This is a genomic window from Sphingomonas sp., from assembly GCF_041661825.1.
Lineage (GTDB): Bacteria > Pseudomonadota > Alphaproteobacteria > Sphingomonadales > Sphingomonadaceae > Sphingomonas.
Genome location: NZ_JBAZTU010000001.1, coordinates 603,301 through 618,679 on the forward strand (window position 1 = coordinate 603,301; position 15,379 = coordinate 618,679).

Annotated in this window: 18 protein-coding genes and 1 tRNA gene; 6 read left to right on the forward strand and 13 right to left on the reverse strand. The window is 65.2% G+C overall.

The window, feature by feature from the left end; translation table 11 throughout:
• Positions 1 to 236 precede the first annotated feature (236 nt).
• Positions 237 to 2,885 (forward strand): PAS domain S-box protein, encoded by a 2,649-nt coding sequence (locus WC729_RS02615; protein ID WP_372849235.1) that lies wholly within the window; start codon positions 237 to 239, stop codon positions 2,883 to 2,885.
• A gap of 97 nt (positions 2,886 to 2,982) precedes the next feature.
• Positions 2,983 to 3,726: a 2OG-Fe dioxygenase family protein gene (locus WC729_RS02620; RefSeq protein WP_372849237.1), complete on the forward strand. Its 744-nt coding sequence runs from the start codon at positions 2,983 to 2,985 to the stop codon at positions 3,724 to 3,726.
• A 30-nt stretch (positions 3,727 to 3,756) separates the two neighbouring features.
• Here WC729_RS02620 and WC729_RS02625 read toward each other — a convergent pair.
• A tRNA-Gln gene (locus tag WC729_RS02625) sits at positions 3,757 to 3,831 on the reverse strand.
• A 91-nt stretch (positions 3,832 to 3,922) separates the two neighbouring features.
• A complete protein-coding gene (locus WC729_RS02630) occupies positions 3,923 to 5,041 on the reverse strand; it encodes a branched-chain amino acid aminotransferase (protein WP_372849239.1) in 1,119 nt (372 codons plus the stop codon).
• A 72-nt stretch (positions 5,042 to 5,113) separates the two neighbouring features.
• On the opposite strand from WC729_RS02630, the gene WC729_RS02635 reads away from it, so the two are divergent.
• On the forward strand, positions 5,114 to 5,602 hold the full coding sequence (locus WC729_RS02635) for a MarR family winged helix-turn-helix transcriptional regulator (protein ID WP_372849241.1): 489 nt from the start codon (positions 5,114 to 5,116) through the stop codon (positions 5,600 to 5,602).
• 14 nt (positions 5,603 to 5,616) lie between these two features.
• On the opposite strand, the gene WC729_RS02640 is transcribed toward WC729_RS02635, so the two are convergent.
• The 6 genes from WC729_RS02640 to WC729_RS02665 form a co-directional block, all read right to left on the reverse strand.
• Positions 5,617 to 7,353 (reverse strand): di-heme-cytochrome C peroxidase, encoded by a 1,737-nt coding sequence (locus WC729_RS02640; RefSeq protein WP_372849243.1) that lies wholly within the window; start codon positions 7,351 to 7,353, stop codon positions 5,617 to 5,619.
• 178 nt (positions 7,354 to 7,531) lie between these two features.
• Positions 7,532 to 8,332 carry a pyrroline-5-carboxylate reductase gene (gene proC, locus WC729_RS02645; protein WP_372849245.1) on the reverse strand — a complete coding sequence of 267 codons (801 nt, stop codon included), beginning with the start codon at positions 8,330 to 8,332 and terminating at the stop codon, positions 7,532 to 7,534.
• Positions 8,333 to 8,336: 4 nt separating this feature from the next.
• Positions 8,337 to 8,837, reverse strand: coding sequence for a YbjN domain-containing protein (locus WC729_RS02650; RefSeq protein WP_301087995.1), 501 nt, complete (start codon positions 8,835 to 8,837; stop codon positions 8,337 to 8,339).
• A 113-nt stretch (positions 8,838 to 8,950) separates the two neighbouring features.
• On the reverse strand, positions 8,951 to 9,229 hold the full coding sequence (locus WC729_RS02655) for an accessory factor UbiK family protein (RefSeq protein ID WP_372849247.1): 279 nt from the start codon (positions 9,227 to 9,229) through the stop codon (positions 8,951 to 8,953).
• Positions 9,230 to 9,251: 22 nt separating this feature from the next.
• Positions 9,252 to 9,809, reverse strand: a complete 558-nt coding sequence (locus WC729_RS02660; protein ID WP_372849249.1) for a TspO/MBR family protein — start codon at positions 9,807 to 9,809, stop codon at positions 9,252 to 9,254.
• 139 nt (positions 9,810 to 9,948) lie between these two features.
• On the reverse strand, positions 9,949 to 10,698 hold the full coding sequence (locus WC729_RS02665; protein ID WP_372849251.1) for a TlyA family RNA methyltransferase: 750 nt from the start codon (positions 10,696 to 10,698) through the stop codon (positions 9,949 to 9,951).
• Positions 10,699 to 10,962: 264 nt separating this feature from the next.
• Between WC729_RS02665 and WC729_RS02670 the strand changes: the two genes are divergently transcribed.
• Positions 10,963 to 11,643, forward strand: a complete 681-nt coding sequence (locus WC729_RS02670; RefSeq protein WP_372849253.1) for an RBBP9/YdeN family alpha/beta hydrolase — start codon at positions 10,963 to 10,965, stop codon at positions 11,641 to 11,643.
• A 36-nt stretch (positions 11,644 to 11,679) separates the two neighbouring features.
• Here WC729_RS02670 and WC729_RS02675 read toward each other — a convergent pair whose 3' ends face one another.
• Positions 11,680 to 12,387: a Crp/Fnr family transcriptional regulator gene (locus WC729_RS02675; protein ID WP_372849255.1), complete on the reverse strand. Its 708-nt coding sequence runs from the start codon at positions 12,385 to 12,387 to the stop codon at positions 11,680 to 11,682.
• A 69-nt stretch (positions 12,388 to 12,456) separates the two neighbouring features.
• Between WC729_RS02675 and WC729_RS02680 the strand changes: the two genes are divergently transcribed.
• Together WC729_RS02680 and WC729_RS02685 are read left to right on the forward strand one after the other, a co-directional pair.
• On the forward strand, positions 12,457 to 12,642 hold the full coding sequence (locus WC729_RS02680) for a hypothetical protein (protein WP_372849257.1): 186 nt from the start codon (positions 12,457 to 12,459) through the stop codon (positions 12,640 to 12,642).
• A 122-nt stretch (positions 12,643 to 12,764) separates the two neighbouring features.
• The gene (locus WC729_RS02685) at positions 12,765 to 12,911 is read left to right on the forward strand and encodes a hypothetical protein (protein WP_372849259.1); all 147 of its coding nucleotides are present in this window, start codon (positions 12,765 to 12,767) and stop codon (positions 12,909 to 12,911) included.
• On the opposite strand, the gene WC729_RS02690 is transcribed toward WC729_RS02685, so the two are convergent.
• The 4 genes from WC729_RS02690 to WC729_RS02705 all read right to left on the reverse strand — a co-directional run bounded on the left by WC729_RS02690 (position 12,908) and on the right by WC729_RS02705 (position 15,370).
• Entirely contained in the window at positions 12,908 to 13,243 is a 336-nt protein-coding gene (locus WC729_RS02690) for a DMT family protein (RefSeq protein WP_372849261.1), read from the reverse strand. The genes WC729_RS02685 and WC729_RS02690 overlap by 4 nt on opposite strands.
• A 203-nt stretch (positions 13,244 to 13,446) precedes the next feature.
• Positions 13,447 to 14,370, reverse strand: a complete 924-nt coding sequence (locus WC729_RS02695; protein ID WP_372849263.1) for an MliC family protein — start codon at positions 14,368 to 14,370, stop codon at positions 13,447 to 13,449.
• A gap of 85 nt (positions 14,371 to 14,455) precedes the next feature.
• A complete protein-coding gene (locus tag WC729_RS02700; RefSeq protein WP_372849265.1) occupies positions 14,456 to 14,899 on the reverse strand; it encodes an ExbD/TolR family protein in 444 nt (147 codons plus the stop codon).
• 66 nt (positions 14,900 to 14,965) lie between these two features.
• Positions 14,966 to 15,370: a hypothetical protein gene (locus tag WC729_RS02705; protein WP_372849267.1), complete on the reverse strand. Its 405-nt coding sequence runs from the start codon at positions 15,368 to 15,370 to the stop codon at positions 14,966 to 14,968.
• Between the last annotated feature and the right edge of the window lie 9 nt (positions 15,371 to 15,379).

The window sequence follows — 15,379 nt, forward strand, 5'->3', positions numbered from 1 at the left end:
CGGACGCGGCACTCGGCATGACGGCGTGCTGGGCGTTCTGAATTCGTATGGCTTCCGTATATTTACGTATGCGAAGCGACGCGCTTTTCCTGAATAAAGGCAAAGAAGTAATTCGCCCTCGAAAGATTTTCCTGATCGGTTATCATCGTGGGCGATTGGGGGCGCATAGTGAACCGCATGGTGGTCGCGGAATCGGGGGGATTCTGAAAACCAGGATTGCAGCTGGGGGATTTGCCGTGCTCGCCCTGTTGCTTGCCGTGGCAAGCTTTGGCGGCTGGGTCATCGATAACGAACCCTTGAAAACCTTCGGCATTCCCGGTTTCCCGATCCGGCCCTGGGCCTCGGTCGGCTATGCCTTTCTCGCCGTAGCGACCATTGCCTCACTCCTGGAAAAGAGGCGCCTGGCGGTCATGTTGGCGGCTTTCCCCTGCCTGATCGCAACCTGGACGATGCTTCGTTACATGGGCGTGATCCAGATCGAGTTTCCCCATCCCTTCTTTCCGGACCAGCTAGCCCGCACCGGCCTGCCGAACCCGGGCCTTCCCTCGATCGGCGCTGCTCTCTCCTTCCTGCTCCTCTCCCTGTCGATCATGCTCGCCCCGCGTCGACTTCGCAGGGTGGACGATATCAGCATCCTGCTCGCCGGCACGGCGCTACTGGTCGCGGTGACCGGCAGCGTCATCATCCTCTTCGCCCCGCTCCAGGCGGGCGCCTCGCCCGAATTCCTCAGCTCGCTGCCCGCCAGCCTGATCGGCATGGCGATCGCCCTCGCGGCGATCCTCCCAAGATCGACGCTCGGTTGGGCGGCCCTCCTTTCCGGCGGCGGCGACGAATGGGGGTCCTTCCGCAGAGCCATTCCAGCGATCCTGATCCTCCCCATCGTGCCTTCGCTCGCGGCAGCCTGGATCGTGCGGCACCGACTGCTGCCGGAGGCGGGTGCTGATATCGCAGTGGTTGCGGGCAATATCCTGATCGTCGGCGGTCTGATCGCCTGGGCCACGTCGCGCGTCCTGCAGCAGCAGAGCGAACTGTCCTATCTGGCTCGGGCGCTCGATACATCGAACGTGGCACTCGTCACGCCGAACGGGGTGATCGCCCATTGGTCGGTCGGCTGCGAACGGCTGTACGGCTATTCGCGGCAGGAGGCGGTGGGGCGCCGGAAATACGAGCTGCTTCAGTCGCGTTGCTCGGATTTCGGAGCGCCCTTCCTGTCGCTGATGGGCGCCGACTACGAGCAGGATCTGGTCGAGGTTCGCCGGGATGGGGCGAAAGTCTGCGTGATCGAGCAGCAACAGCCCGCCGACATGGCGGATCGCGAACCGATGATCATCCTGACCCTGCTCGACATCACCGAGCGAATCGACGCCGAAGCGGCGCTCCGGTCCAGCGAGCAACGGCTCGCGCTCGCCATGGCCGCGCACGAGGTCGGCGTGTTCGAATGGGACGTCACGACGGGAGTCATCGACTGGTCGCCGGGCGCCGAGCAGCGGCTCGGCTTCGAAAGCGGCACGATGCGCGATCTCGAAAGCTGGCGTGCGCTGATCGAACCTGAAGACGAACAGCGGGTGCTCGATTCGATGACTCATGCAATCGCCTCCCGTGCCGAGAAGTTCAGCTTCCGCTATCGGCTCCGGCCGGTCGACGGCTTTTCCCGCTCGATCGAGGGGTCCTCCAAATGCATCTATGACGATGCGGGCAATCTGATCCGCACCGTCGGCGTCTGCCTTGAGACGACCGAGCGCGAAGCGCGCGAAACGGCGTTGCGCGCGCGCGAGGCGCAGCTCCGCTCGATCCTCGAGACGGTACCGGAGGCCATGGTCGTGATCGACGAGCATGGCGACATCCAGAGCTTCAGCAGCGCGGCCGAACGGATGTGGGGCTATCGGGCGGATGAGGTGCTCGGCCGGAACTTCAGGATGCTCGCCACCGAGGAAGAAGGGCAGCGCTATGCGACCGCACTGAGCAACTATATCGACACCGGGCAGACCACCGCGATTGGCCGGACGGTGCCGGGCACCGGCCTGACCGCGGACGGGCGTGTGTTCCCCGCGGAGATTCAGGTCGGCGTTTCCCGGTCGGGCGGCGAGTTGCGCGTCACCATGTTCTTCACCGACATCTCGGAGCGGCTCGTCACCGAGGAGCGGATGAGCGATCTCAACAACGAGCTGGCGCACATGTCGCGCCAAGGGGCGATGAGCGAGCTTGCGGCCGATCTCGCGCATGAGCTGAACCAGCCGCTCGCCGCGGTGTCCAACCTCATCGCTACAGCCCGCATGATGACCGAACGCGGCGACGATCCGGCGGGGATCATCGACCTGCTCAAGATGGGGGGCGAGCAGACGCTCCGCGCCGGCGAGATCATCCGCCGCCTGCGCGCGTTCATGGCCAAGCGCGATGTCGACATGCGCGCCGAGCCGCTCGCCGACCTGATCCGCGACACTGTCGATCTCGTCATGGTCGGGACGCGCCCGTTCGACATCCGCCTCGATTTCGATTTCGATCCGGCGGCGCCCCGCGTCTTCGCCGATCGGGTTCAGGTGCAGCAGGTCCTCGTCAATCTGCTGCGCAACGCGATCGATGCGCTACGCGACCAGCCGCGCGCCAAACGATTCATCTCGATCGTCTCGCGGCGCGTGGACGACGGGATGGTCGAGATCGAAATGAGCGACAACGGGCCTGGTATCCCGAAGGAAATCCTCGACAATCTCTATGAGCGCTTCTCGACCACCAAACCCGACAGCGGCATGGGCATCGGCCTGTCGATCTCCCGCAGGATCATCGAGGCGCATGGCGGCACGCTGGCGGGCAAGAACCGGCCCGGTGGCGGCGCGACCTTCCGTTTCACCCTGCCCATCCCGGAAGAGCTGTCTGGCGAAGAGGGGTGATGTCGGGGATCGTCGATACCTTCGCCCCTTTCTGTCACTCGTCCCTCGGTATAGAGGAACTTCGCCGGAAGATGGGCGCCCGGGAAAGAGGCAATGATTGACTGAGATCGCGGACCTGACGGGACCTGCCGACATCCTGACAACGGCACTAGCAGAGGATGGGTATGTCTGCCTCTCCGCCGACACCGTGCTTGCGCATCTTGGCCCGATGGCGCGCCAGGCCTGGAGGGAGTTCGCCCTCTCCTGGGACGCGCTTGGGCCCGATCTCTATATGGCCGATGGCGGCCGGTACCGGCGGCGGCGGCATGCCGCTCTCGGGGTTTCCGGCGACGCGATCTCTCCCAAGCCGCGCCAGCCTCATTTCCAGAGCCGCGACTATAATGCGTTGAACGGCGACGTGCAGCGATGGTTCGAACCGGTCCTGCCCGAAACGCTCGCCAATCCCGTCCTGCAGGCGATCCTGGCTGCCTGGACGCCCGTCATCTCGGCTGCGGGAGGGCATCCGGCCGATCAGGCCTGGCACGTCGAGCTTCACCAGTTCCGGATCGAGACCTCGCCAGCGGAGACCGGGCGACCGACACCCGAAGGGCTTCACCGCGACGGCGTTGACTGGGTGTTCGTGATGCTGGTCGATCGCCGGAACGTCTCCGATGGCGTGACCGAGATCGGCGACGAGGAGGGCAGGCGGATCGGAGAGTTCACCCTCGCCACACCCGGTGACGGCGTGCTGCTCGACGATCACCGCATCCGGCACGGCGTCACGCCGATCCGGCCGATCGATCCAGGCGAACCGGCTTGGCGGGATGCGCTGGTGGTCACCTGGCTCGCGGAGATCGCGTAGCTCCGCACGATGAATTCGGTATCAAGGAATTGGCTGGGGCGGCAGGGTTCGAACCTGCGAATGGCGGCATCAAAAGCCGCTGCCTTACCACTTGGCGACGCCCCAGTGAGAACCCGTCAGAACGACCCGACGGGAACCGGTGAGCGGAGGCCTTTAGGCACCCCAGCCGATTCCCGCAACGGGCGTGATCGTCGGCCTAGTCGAGCCGCTCCACCCAGCCGTGCGGGTCGGGTGCCTTGCCGCGCTGGATGTCGGTCAGCGCATTCAGCATGCGCAGCGTGGTCTGGCCGGGGCCACCGGTACCGATGGTGAAATCGCCGCCGCGCATCTTCATCTGCGCGATCGGCGCGACCACTGCAGCGGTGCCGCAAGCGAACGCCTCGCGCAACCGGCCGCTTTCCGCATCCGCGCGGCACTGGTCGATCGAATAGGGCTCTTCGCGCGCGGTGAGGCCCATGTCCGTCGCCAGCTTCAGGATCGAATCACGGGTGATGCCGGGCAAGATCGTGCCGGTCAGCGGCGGCGTCGAGATCGTGCCGTCGTCGAACACGAAGAAGATGTTCATGCCGCCCAGTTCCTCGATCCAACGGCGCTCGGCCGCATCGAGGAACAGCACCTGGTCGCATCCCTGGAGGATCGCTTCCTTCTGGGCGACCAGACTTGTGGCATAGTTACCGCCGCACTTCGCGGCACCGGTGCCGCCGGGCGCGGCGCGGGTATAATCCTCCGACACCCACAAAGTGACCGCCGACGCGCCGCCCTTGAAATAGGCACCGACCGAGGATGCGATCACCGCATAGAGATATTCGGCTGAGGGCTTCACCCCGAGGAAAACCTCGCTCGCGATCATGAACGGCCGCAGATAGAGCGAGCCGCCATCCGAGGTCGGGATCCAGTCATGGTCGACCTTCACCAACTGACGGATCGATTCGAGGAACAGTTCCTCGGGCAGTTCGGCCATCGCCATGCGCTGAGCCGAGCTGCGGAATCGCGCCGCATTGGCCTGCGGCCGGAACAGGGCCGTCCCGCCATCGGCGAGGCGATAGGCCTTCATGCCCTCGAAAATCTCCTGCGCGTAGTGCAGCACCGCGGAGGAGGCATCCATCTGGAACGGCGCGCGCGGCTGGACCCGGGCATCATGCCACCCTTCCGCCTCGCTGTAGCGAATGGTCACCATATGGTCAGTGAAAACGCGCCCGAATCCGGGGTTCTCCAACAGGCGCGCACGCTCGTTCGCGTCGACGAGACCGGGGTGTGGTTCTTGCGTGAAGGTCAGGCCGGTGCCCGTGCTCCCGTCGGTCGTTATATCGAGCATGGTTCCATTCTTACAATTTGATACAATTTCTGGGGTTGAAGCCTAGTAGGGAAGGCGCCAAATCCGGTCAACATGGCAGCCCCGTCAACGTCCGCTTCCCCGCTTTTCCTGCGGGAGCCCGAACTTCGCCGCGGAATGGAATTACTCTATTTCGGCAACAGTCACCTCACGCGCGCGATCGATCGCGGGCTCGCAGCGCAGGGCCTTGGCCGCGCGCACCACCGCGCGCTCTATTTCATCGCCCGTCAGCCGGACATGACCGTCAGCGAGTTGCTTGCGCTGCTCGCGATCACCAAACAATCGCTCGGTCGCGTGCTGACCGAGTTGGGCGACCGCGGCCTGCTCGAGACTCGCCCCGGCGAGCGCGACCGGCGGCAGCGCCTGCTTCGCCTGACCGACGCCGGCCGCGCGCTCGAGAGTGAGCTGTTCGAGGCGCTGCGCGAGCGCCTCTCCGCCGCTTATGCCAGCGCCGGGCAGTCCGCCGTGAGCGGCTTCTGGGCCGTGCTTGAAGGGCTCATCCCGGAACATGAACGCCCCCGGGTCGAGAGCCTGCGGGACTAACCCTCCCCTCCCCTTCAAAGCGTTTTCAGATATTCCAGCAAGGCGAGCTTGTCCGCCGCGGGCAAGGTCGTGCCGAATTCATGCCCGCACCGGCTGTTGCCGGAATTGCGCTGGTCGCATCCGGTCGTCACTCGCATGCCGCTCAGGCCAGGCTGGGCAGCGGCAAGGCCGACTGCCTGGGTGTCGTAATTCGCTCCGACCTGGAAGGAGGCAGCGCGCTGATCGGCCGGCTTGAGCAGATCGGCCAGCGTGGCGACCGACCCGTTATGCAGATAGGGCGCTGCCGCCCAGATGCCGTACAGCACGCGCGACTCATAGCGATATTTGCCGTCGGTCGGCGCCGCCGCGTCGTCGTCGAAGGAATCGTTCAGCGCCTGCTTCACCTGGTCGGACGGGGCCGGCCCCTTCGGCCCTTGCTGCTTCGCGATCAGATTGCCCCAGATCGCCGGCACCCATGATCCGCTCTGCAGGATCGACCCGCCGACCGAGACGCCGAGCAGGCTGAACGAGGTCGCCGGATTCTTGATCGGCGGCATCAGGAATGGGATATGCGCGCCCGTCAGCACGCCCGGATCGGATTCGCGCGCGAGGATGTCGTACTCATGCGAGTCGGTGCCGACATCCAGCAGCGGGGTCGCCCAGGTCGCCTGGTTGGGCAGGCGTTTCTTGCCCGGCGTCTGGCCGTGACAGGAGACGCATCCCCCCTGATCCTGCGACCAGTTGTAGATTTCCTGCCCGCGCGCGACGAGCGTCCGGTCGACCGGCCATTGCCATTTCGGCGCGCCGATCAGTTGCACCAGATCCTCCAGCTTGAGCAGCCCGTCGAAATCGGTCGATTGCTGGTGCGAGGTGCCCTTGCCGATGAAGTCGATGCCGAACAGATGGAAGAAGGATTTCTTCGGCCGGAAGGTGCCGAACACGCCCATCACCTCACCGGTGTTGCGCGCCAGGCCGTAAATGTCGCTGCCATTGGCGGAGAAGCCCGGCCACTGCGTGTAATCCTGCTTCGGCGCGTTCCACAGGAAGGGATAGCGTACCGGCGCGTCGGCGATCTTGATGTTCGACTCGATCAGGTAGCTCGGCGGCTTGCCCAGATCGAGCCCGGTCAGCCGATCGAAGATCATGCTGACCGCATCGAGCCGCCCGATACCCCATAAGGGCGTCGGGAAGGCGTTGTTCCGCATCGCATTCTCGCGGAGATACCAGAGGTCAACGTCCGTTCGGAGCTGCTTGATCTTCTTCGCCGACGGATTGGGCCCGAGCACCGCCGTCGCAAAAATGGTGAACGAAGCATTGGTCGCCCGCACCCGGCCGACCGCGTCGACCAGATCGGTCAGCAGCGCCTGGAAATCGACCAGTGCCGGGCCACCATCGATGCGATATTGCTGGCTGCCGACGACGATCTGCCTTGTGTGGCAGGCGGCGCAGGTCATCCCCGCCACTTCCTGCCCCGGCGTCCCAGCCTTGGTGAAGCCGATCGGCAGGTCGGAGCCCGGATTGGGCAGATAGCCGTAGCGCGCGAACTGGTCGCCCAGGAACGGCTGACCCTCAGCGGTGGTCAGCGCGTTCAGCCAGGAGAGCGGGATCATCTGCGATCCCTGGTCGCGCGAGTAGAAATCGCTGCGCGTCGCATCGGTCCAGGCCGCACCCTGATCGACATAGGTCACCTGGCCGCCCGCGACGACCGGCAGGGCAAAACTCGCCGCGATCAACGACGCCGAGACACAGCTTTTCAGAAAGACTTTGCGCATCACCGATCCCCGGACAAAAATGCCTACGCAATACGCGGCCGGCCGAACGAGATTTCGGCAAGTCCGGGAAGGGCGGAAAAAGCCGCGCGCTTCCGATCGGGACTCCATCATGTCCAATGGATTCGGGCAATCGGAGTTGAAACCAATTCGGGAGGATGCGCTCCCGAACAGCTGAAACCTAGCGTGCCGCCGCCGCCATTTCAGCGTTGCGGCGCGTCGCTGCGGCCAGGGTCTCGCGCATCAGGACTTTCAACGCGTCGTCGCGGTCGAGCACGTTAAGCCCCTCCCGGGTCGATCCGCCCGGGCTCGCGACGCGGTCTGCCAGCACCGCTGGCGACACATCCGCAGCCGATGCCAGCATCGCCGATCCTTCGACTGTTGCGATCGCCATGCGCTGCGCCTGGTCGTCGGGCAGGCCGAGCGCCGCGCCCCCTGCGGCCAGCGCGTCGATGACACGATAGAGAAAGCCCGGCCCACTCCCGGCCAACGCCGTCACGACATCGAACAGGCTCTCATCCGACATCCATTCGACCAGCCCGAGCGGTGCCATCAACGCGGAGACCGCATCGTGCGCCGCCTCGCCTGCATCGTCCGAATGGAGGCCGACCACGCCCTTGCCGATGCCGACGGGCAGGTTGGGCATCGCCCGCACGATCGCCCCGGCGTGGAAGCGCTTCGCCAGCGTTGCGTTCTCGACACCCGCAAGGATCGACAGCAGCACCGGTACGCCCGCCAGCCGGTCGCCATAGCGGCCGGTGATCTCGTCGATCTGCTGCGGCTTCATGCCCAGCATCACCATGTCGGGCAGTGGGCCTTCGGGCAGGTTACGTGCCTGACGCACCCCTTCGGGAAGGTCGCGATCGGCGCGGTTGACCACATCGACCCGGTCGGCCGAGATCACGCCGCTGGCGATCCAGCGACGCAGCATCGCGCCGCCCATATTGCCGCAGCCGATCAGCCAGATCCGGTCGATGGTCACCGGATCAAGCTTCGCCCTGGGTCTCGGTCATCGCCGCAGCAAGCGCTTCCTTCGGCGTCTTGCCGCCCCACAGCACGAACTGGAACACCGGGTAGAAACGTTCGCACTCGTCGATCGCCGATTCCACCAGCAATTCCGCGGCGCCGAGCGACATGGTGCCGTTCTCGCCCTCGATCATCGCGGCGTGGCGATAGAGCAGGATGCCGCTCGACGACCACAATTCGAAATGGCCGACCCAGAGCTGCTCGTTGATCAGCCCGATCGCCTCGTAGATCGCGCTGCGGCGTTCGTCGGTGACGCGGATGTCGGGGAAAGCGAGGAACTGGATGACGCTGTCCTCGTCGCGCCACAGCGCCCGGAGCTCATATTGAGTCCAGCTGCCCTTTACCTTGGCGATGACCTCGTCGTCCTGACGCTCATGCTCCCAGCCATGCGCTGCGAAATAGCTTTCGAGCATGTCGATGGGTGCGGCGTCGTCGCGTTCGTAATCGGCTTCGTCGAGCATCACGCCATCCCTTCCCGTGCTGCCACGGTGACACCAGATGTGGTGCCGCGATCCGGCAGGGCGCACAAGGCGATGGTGGATAGGCCTGTAGAAAAAACTGTGGAAAAGATCGTTCAGGCTCCTGCCTTGGGTTTCTTCGGGGTAGCGGGCTTCGCGGCCGCTTCGAGCGCATCGAGCCGCGCCCGCAATGCATCGGCATCGTCGCGAGCGGCCGCGGCCATTGCCTTGACCGCTTCGAATTCGTCACGGCTGACGAAGTCGAGACCGCCGATCCACTCCTTCGCCTTGGCGCGCGCGCCCTGCTCCGCCTCGCGGCCCATGCCGGCCAGCGTGCCCGCGGCACCGTTCATGAACTTCGCGAAATCGTCGAAAATCTTGTTGTCGGACTGCATCGGATGATCCCGTAAGTTCGTGTCAGATATTGATGATCTGGGACGTCGAGGACGACGGCACAAGGGTTTCCGCCCCGGGGTTGAGCTCCGAGATGCGATAGGTGAGCAGCCCGGCATAGACCAGCCATGCCAGATACGGCACCAGCAGCCACGCCGCGCCGGCTCTTATGCGGCCGAACAACATGGTCGTCGCAAAGGCCAGGACGAACATCACGACGATCGTCACCAGCGCCCAGGTCACCTGATGCATGCCGAAGAACAAAGGCGACCAGATCAGGTTCACCACCATCTGGACCGCGAACAGCGCGATTGCGGGCCCGCGCAGGCGCGATCCGCGCGCATGGATGATCATCGCCAGCGCCAGGCCGAGCAGAATGTAGATCGTGGTCCAGGCGGCGGGGAAAGCCCAGTCGGGCGGGGTCTCGGCAGGCTTGACCAGCGCGGCATACCAGCTGTTGGCGGATCCGCTCGGCGCCAGCCGTGCCGAGGTGAACCCCAGCAGCAGGATGAACGGAACCGTCACGACCGCCCAGCGCATGAACGCCAGCCGGAGCTGCTGTTTCGATGCGATTTCCCTCAAGCTTCCAAGCCCTTCCAGTCCCGCGCACCGATGATGACGGTGCGATCGGGCGAACAAATGATAGTCCACTATAGAATAAGGTGGACACAAATCCTCGGATAAATTTCGCACCTGCGAACAGAATCTGTCCCGCGCCGATTCAGGCCAGGTCGCCAGGCGATCGTTTCGCAGCCAGCAGGAATTCGATATTGCCCTCGGGCCCGGTGATCGGACTCTCGACGACGCCCTCGACTTGCCAGCCGCGCGATTCCACCCAGGCAGCAACCTCGGCGCAGACGCGGGCATGGATCGCGGGATCGCGCACCACCCCGCCCTTGCCGACCTCTTCGCGCCCAGCCTCGAACTGCGGTTTGATCAGTGCGAGCAGGCGCGCCTCGTCCTTCGCGAAGCCCATCGGTACCTCGAGCACCTTGGCGAGACCGATGAAGCTGGCGTCGCACACGATAAGGTCGACCCGTTCGGGGATATGCGCTGCCGTGAGGATACGCGCGCTGGTCTGTTCATGGACGATCACGCGCGGGTCCTGGCGCAGCTTCCAGGCAAGCTGGTTGGTGCCGCTATCCACCGCATAGACCCGCACCGCGCCGCGCGTGAGCAGCACATCGGTGAAGCCCCCGGTCGAGGAGCCCACATCGATCGCCACCGCGCCCGTCACGTCCCGGCCGAAATGATCGAGCCCGTGCGCCAGCTTGATCCCGCCGCGCGACACCCAGGGATGGTCGCGTCCGCGCACATCGAGCACCGCATCTTCCGCAAGCTGCTGCCCCGGCTTGTCGATCTTGCGATCGCCCGCAAAGACCAGCCCCGCCATGATCAGCGCCTGCGCACGCGTCCGGCTCTCGGCGAGGCCGCGATCGACGAGCATCTGATCGGCGCGAAGCTTGGCCATGCCCCGCCCTACCAACCCGAGTCGCGCCGCGATAGCCTCTCCCGATCGCACCTGGAACGAATGAAGCCGGTCCTTTTTGCGACCGGATCATGGGTCCGTTTCGGATCGTCGCAACGCCTGTTCAGCTGGTCGCAGGGGCTATTGCCTATCTAAATAGTAGGAATAACTTTTCACCTTGGGAGGCGTGGTCGCCCGGCGTCCCCTAGAGCTTCGCGCGGCCACGCCTCTCGCCTCTTCAAGGCCCCGCTTCAAGGAGTGCGCATCATGGGAAGCTTTTCGCCCCACGACCCGGCCCAACCGACAATCCTGACCGTCCCCGGTCTGGGCGGATCCGGACCTTCGCACTGGCAAAGCCTGTGGGAAAGCGCTCGGCCGGATACGGTTCGCGTCGAACTCGGCATGTGGAATACCCCGCATCGCAACGCCTGGGTCACCAAGCTCGACCAGGCGATCCGCTCGGCCCAGGCACCGGTCATCCTTGCCGCCCATAGCCTTGGCTGTCTCGCCGTCGCCTGGTGGGCGGAACTGACGCGCCAGCCCTATGGCTGGCCGGTTGCCGGCGCCCTGCTCGTCGCACCGGCCGATGTCGATCGCCCCGATGCACAGAGCGACCTGCAGGCGTTCGCGCCGACGCCGATCGCGCCATTGCCCTTCCCGTCGATCCTCGTCGCCAGCCGCGACGATCCGTGGATCACGATCGAACGCGCGCACAGTCTCGCGGCGACATGGGGCAGCCATTTCGTCGATGCGGGCGAGCAGGGCCATATCAACGCGGCCAGCGGGATCGGCTGGTGGAGCGAGGGACAGGAACTGCTCGACCGCGTGATCCACGCGGCCGGCGACCGCAAGGGCCGCCCCCGCCCGCCCGGCGACGCGCGCTCGATCCTCGCCGTCAATGCGACCGACGCAGCGCAGACCCATTATCTGGGTGGGGACGCTCGTTGATCTGGGGCCCTTCCCCTCCGGGGGAGGCGAGCAGGGTCAATCCAGGAACAGATATCCCGGATCGAACTCGGCGAAGCTCCGCAGTCCGGGCCAGTCGAGGATCGTGGCACTGCCCGCGCGAAACTCGACTAGCCCCTGCTCACGCAACTGGCGCAGCATGCGGTTGGCATGGACGGGGGTCAGCCCGGTGGCGTCGGCCAGATCGATCTGAGTCAGCGGGAAGGCGAAGCGGAGGCCGTCGGTAAGGCCCACGCGTTCGAGCCGCATGTACATCTCGCAGAACAGGTGCGCGAGCCGCACCGCGGCCGAGCGCGCGCCAACCGAGACGATCCATTCGCGGTTGATTGCCGCATCGATCAGGGTCGAACGCCACAGCAGTTCCGTCAGCGTCGAGGATTGCTCGGTCAGTGCACGGATCGCCGGGTGCGGGAACAATGCCACTTTCACTGCGGTCAGCGCCGCGACCGAATGTTCGAGCCGCTTCAACGGATAACTGTGCAGATCGACGAAATCGCCCGGCACATGGATCGCCAGGATCTGGCGCCGCCCCTCCGCCGTGTCCTTGTAGCGCTCGACGAACCCTTCCAACAACAGCGTGCACTGGCTCAGCGGCACCTGCTGGCGCACGATGATCTGCTTCGCGCGGAACTCCGCGGTGCGGCCTACCGCCGCCTCCAGCGACGCCGCTTCGGCATCGCTAAGTTTCGGGGTCTGGTGGGTTTTCAGGAAATTTCGCGTGTACATGCCCACACCTTATCGGAACCGTCCCGGTCGCGCCTGCGTTTTTGTTAATCCGGGAAAGGTTATTTCGCCATGTCGATCAAGGTCCATGACATCCCCACCACGGTGACCGCGGAGGAAGGGGAAGTGATGCTCGACGGGCCCGATGGCCTCGCCGTTTCCTTCACGCCTGACGCGGCGTCGAAATCCGCAAACGCCATGGCAGCGGCGGCGAACGAGGCGCAGCTTCAGTCGAGCAGGGAAAAACGGCCGAAATAGGCAGTGCGCATTTACCATGGCGGCGAGGACGGCCTTAACCGCCTGCGCTCCATCATGCGCCAATGCCCTTCGCCAGACTCTTCCGAAGCCGTTGGGCGGCCTTGATCTGGGCGGGCGGCATCTTGTGGACTGCGGTTGACGTCGCCGGATACGCCCCGTCCCGACAGCCCGACAATCAGGCCGCCATCACTGCGCCGACCGACGCGACCGGAGAAGCCGTCCAGAACAGCGATCTCGTCGCTCTCGCCGCCGCCCTGAACGCGAACTAACGCCCCGCGAACAGGAAGGCAGCAGCGCCGATCAGGCAGAGGAAGGCACCCGCATGGCGCCAGCTCAGCGGCTCGCCCAGCACCGCGACCATGAACACGCCGAACACCAGCAGCGTGATCACCTCCTGCGCGACCTTGAGCTGCCCACCGCTCCAGCCCGAGGCATAGCCGAGCCGATTGGCCGGAACGGCAAGGCAATATTCGAACAGCGCAATGCCCCAGCTGATCAGGATCACCCAGATCAGCGGCTTGGTCATCCCGCCCTTCAGATGCCAGTACCAGGCGATCGTCATGAAGCAGTTGGAGGCGACGAGAAGCAGGAGAGTCGGCATGAGCGGGATCCGAGAAATGATCCGGCGAGCCTAGCATGGGCCGAATGTCGCGGGAGAGCATTCTATGCTGGCATGCGAAGCAGGCCTTTGCCCACCCACAACCGTCACCCCGGACCTGTTCCGGGGTCCATCGCGCCGCAACGCAACAGATGTTGCATTCGCGGAGACATGGATGCCGGAACAAGTCCGGTATGACGAAGTCTCTATTGGTTCGAGCGGCACGCCAGCGGCGGCATTTTCGGCTGGGTGAAGGTGGCGTCCTGCCCCTTGCCGCGCAACTCGTAACCCCGCGCGGCATACCAGATGCCCGAGGCCGGCCGCTGACCCTTGAGCACCGCGAGCACTTTGCCACCTGACCGCACCGTCGCCGTGTCCGCGCCATTATCGAAGCGGACATTGAGCCGGCTGCCATCGACGCAGCGATAGCTGGCCGTGACGACCTCGGGCGCCGCATCGCCGGCGACCGGCGTCGCCTTCCCGCCCGGGCGCGGCTTGATATCGGCGCTGCGGATATGCCAGCTCTTTTGTGCCGCAGTGGCACCGTCGATATCGCCAACGCGGTGCAGCGTGACGCTGCCGAGCATATAGACCGGCGTCGCACTCTGCTTCAGCCGGCCGTAAACCTGCACCGGCACCGTGACATAGCGCTGCCCGGCACCCGCATCGATCTCGCCCGGCGCGCCGATATTGGCGTGATACTCGGAATATTTAGCGAAACTGGCGACGAACGCGTCGGCGCTCATCCCCGATGCCTTGCCGCCATCGTCCCACAGCGCCCAGGCTTGGCGGTATTTGCCCTCGCCAAGCAGCGCATAGTAAATCTGAACCACGTTCGCCGCGCCCTGCGCGCTGTCGGGGGTGAAGGGCGCCTCGGAGATCGGCGTGCGATCATCGGGCAAGCCGCCGGGCGTGCCGGGCTCGGGCGGGGCCAGGGGTGCGGGCGTCGCCACCGCGCCCGGCGCAGCCTCGGCAACCGGCGCAGTCTCATTCGCCTGGCTGTTGGCATAGGCGTCGACGCTGCCCTGCGCCTGCTCCGCGGCCGCATTGATATCGACCGCATTGTCGACGGGCTTGTCGGGCGAGCAGCCTGCCGCGAGGAGCAATGGGAGCACGACGAAATACCGCATGGGAAGAAAGCCTTGTCGATTGCAGGGGAACGCCCCAACGCCGTGCCACGCGGCAACGTTCCCCGACAACCCCGTTCGCCGAACGCTACTCGACCGCGTCGAAATTCCGGAACCGCTCGTTTCCGACAAAGCCGAGCCTGGTGATGCCGGCGCGTTTGATCACCGCGAGCGTCTGGTCGAACCGCTCGTAGCGCGCCGCGCCGTCAGTGCTGAATTGCAGCTGGACGTTGGGATCGGCCCGGATCGCATCGAGCCGCGACCGCAGCCCGACCAGGTCGACGGGTGTGCCGTCGAGTGCGATCTGGCCAGCCGCGTTGAGATCGATCCGGTGGATCACATTGGTTTCGGTGGTGGGAATGCCGCCTGTCGGCAGGTCGATGGGGACCTTGTGCGTCATCATCGGGATGGTGATGATCATCGTCACGATCAGCACCAGCAGCACGTCGATCAGCGGGGTGATGTTCAACGCCGACAGCGGCTCGGAATCGTCGACGCGTGATTGCCGATAGGCCAGGGCTCGTGCGCTCATCAGGTCCTCCCTTGTTGTAGTGACGTTACACCATAACATGAAAGAGCTGCGCGACAAGCGTGGATTCTAGCCGGGCTTCCCGTAACGCAGGATGGTGACCGGGCTCGCGCCCTTCGCCGCGTCGGGCGCCAGCCACAGCATCACAAAGGCCTGGCCGTCGCGCGCAAAGCCGAACCCCTGCCCGCCACCGGCCCTGGCGACCGCCTCGACATCGGGCAATGCCTGCCACCCCTCGGCCCGCTCGCCATACCAACGGCGCACCGCCGCGAAATCGGTCTCGGCAGGCGCGCTGAGATGCGCCTCGACCGGCTTGTCGAAGCGCCCACGGAGCGACTGGTCGATCTGTCCGACCAGATGCTCCTCGGCACTCGCGATATGGTCGCCGAACGCATATTCCGCCGGCCGGACGATCGGTGCTGGCGGGTCGGGCAGGGTCATGGCGGTCGGTTCCTTCTGGCATGCGGCCAGCATCAAGGCGGC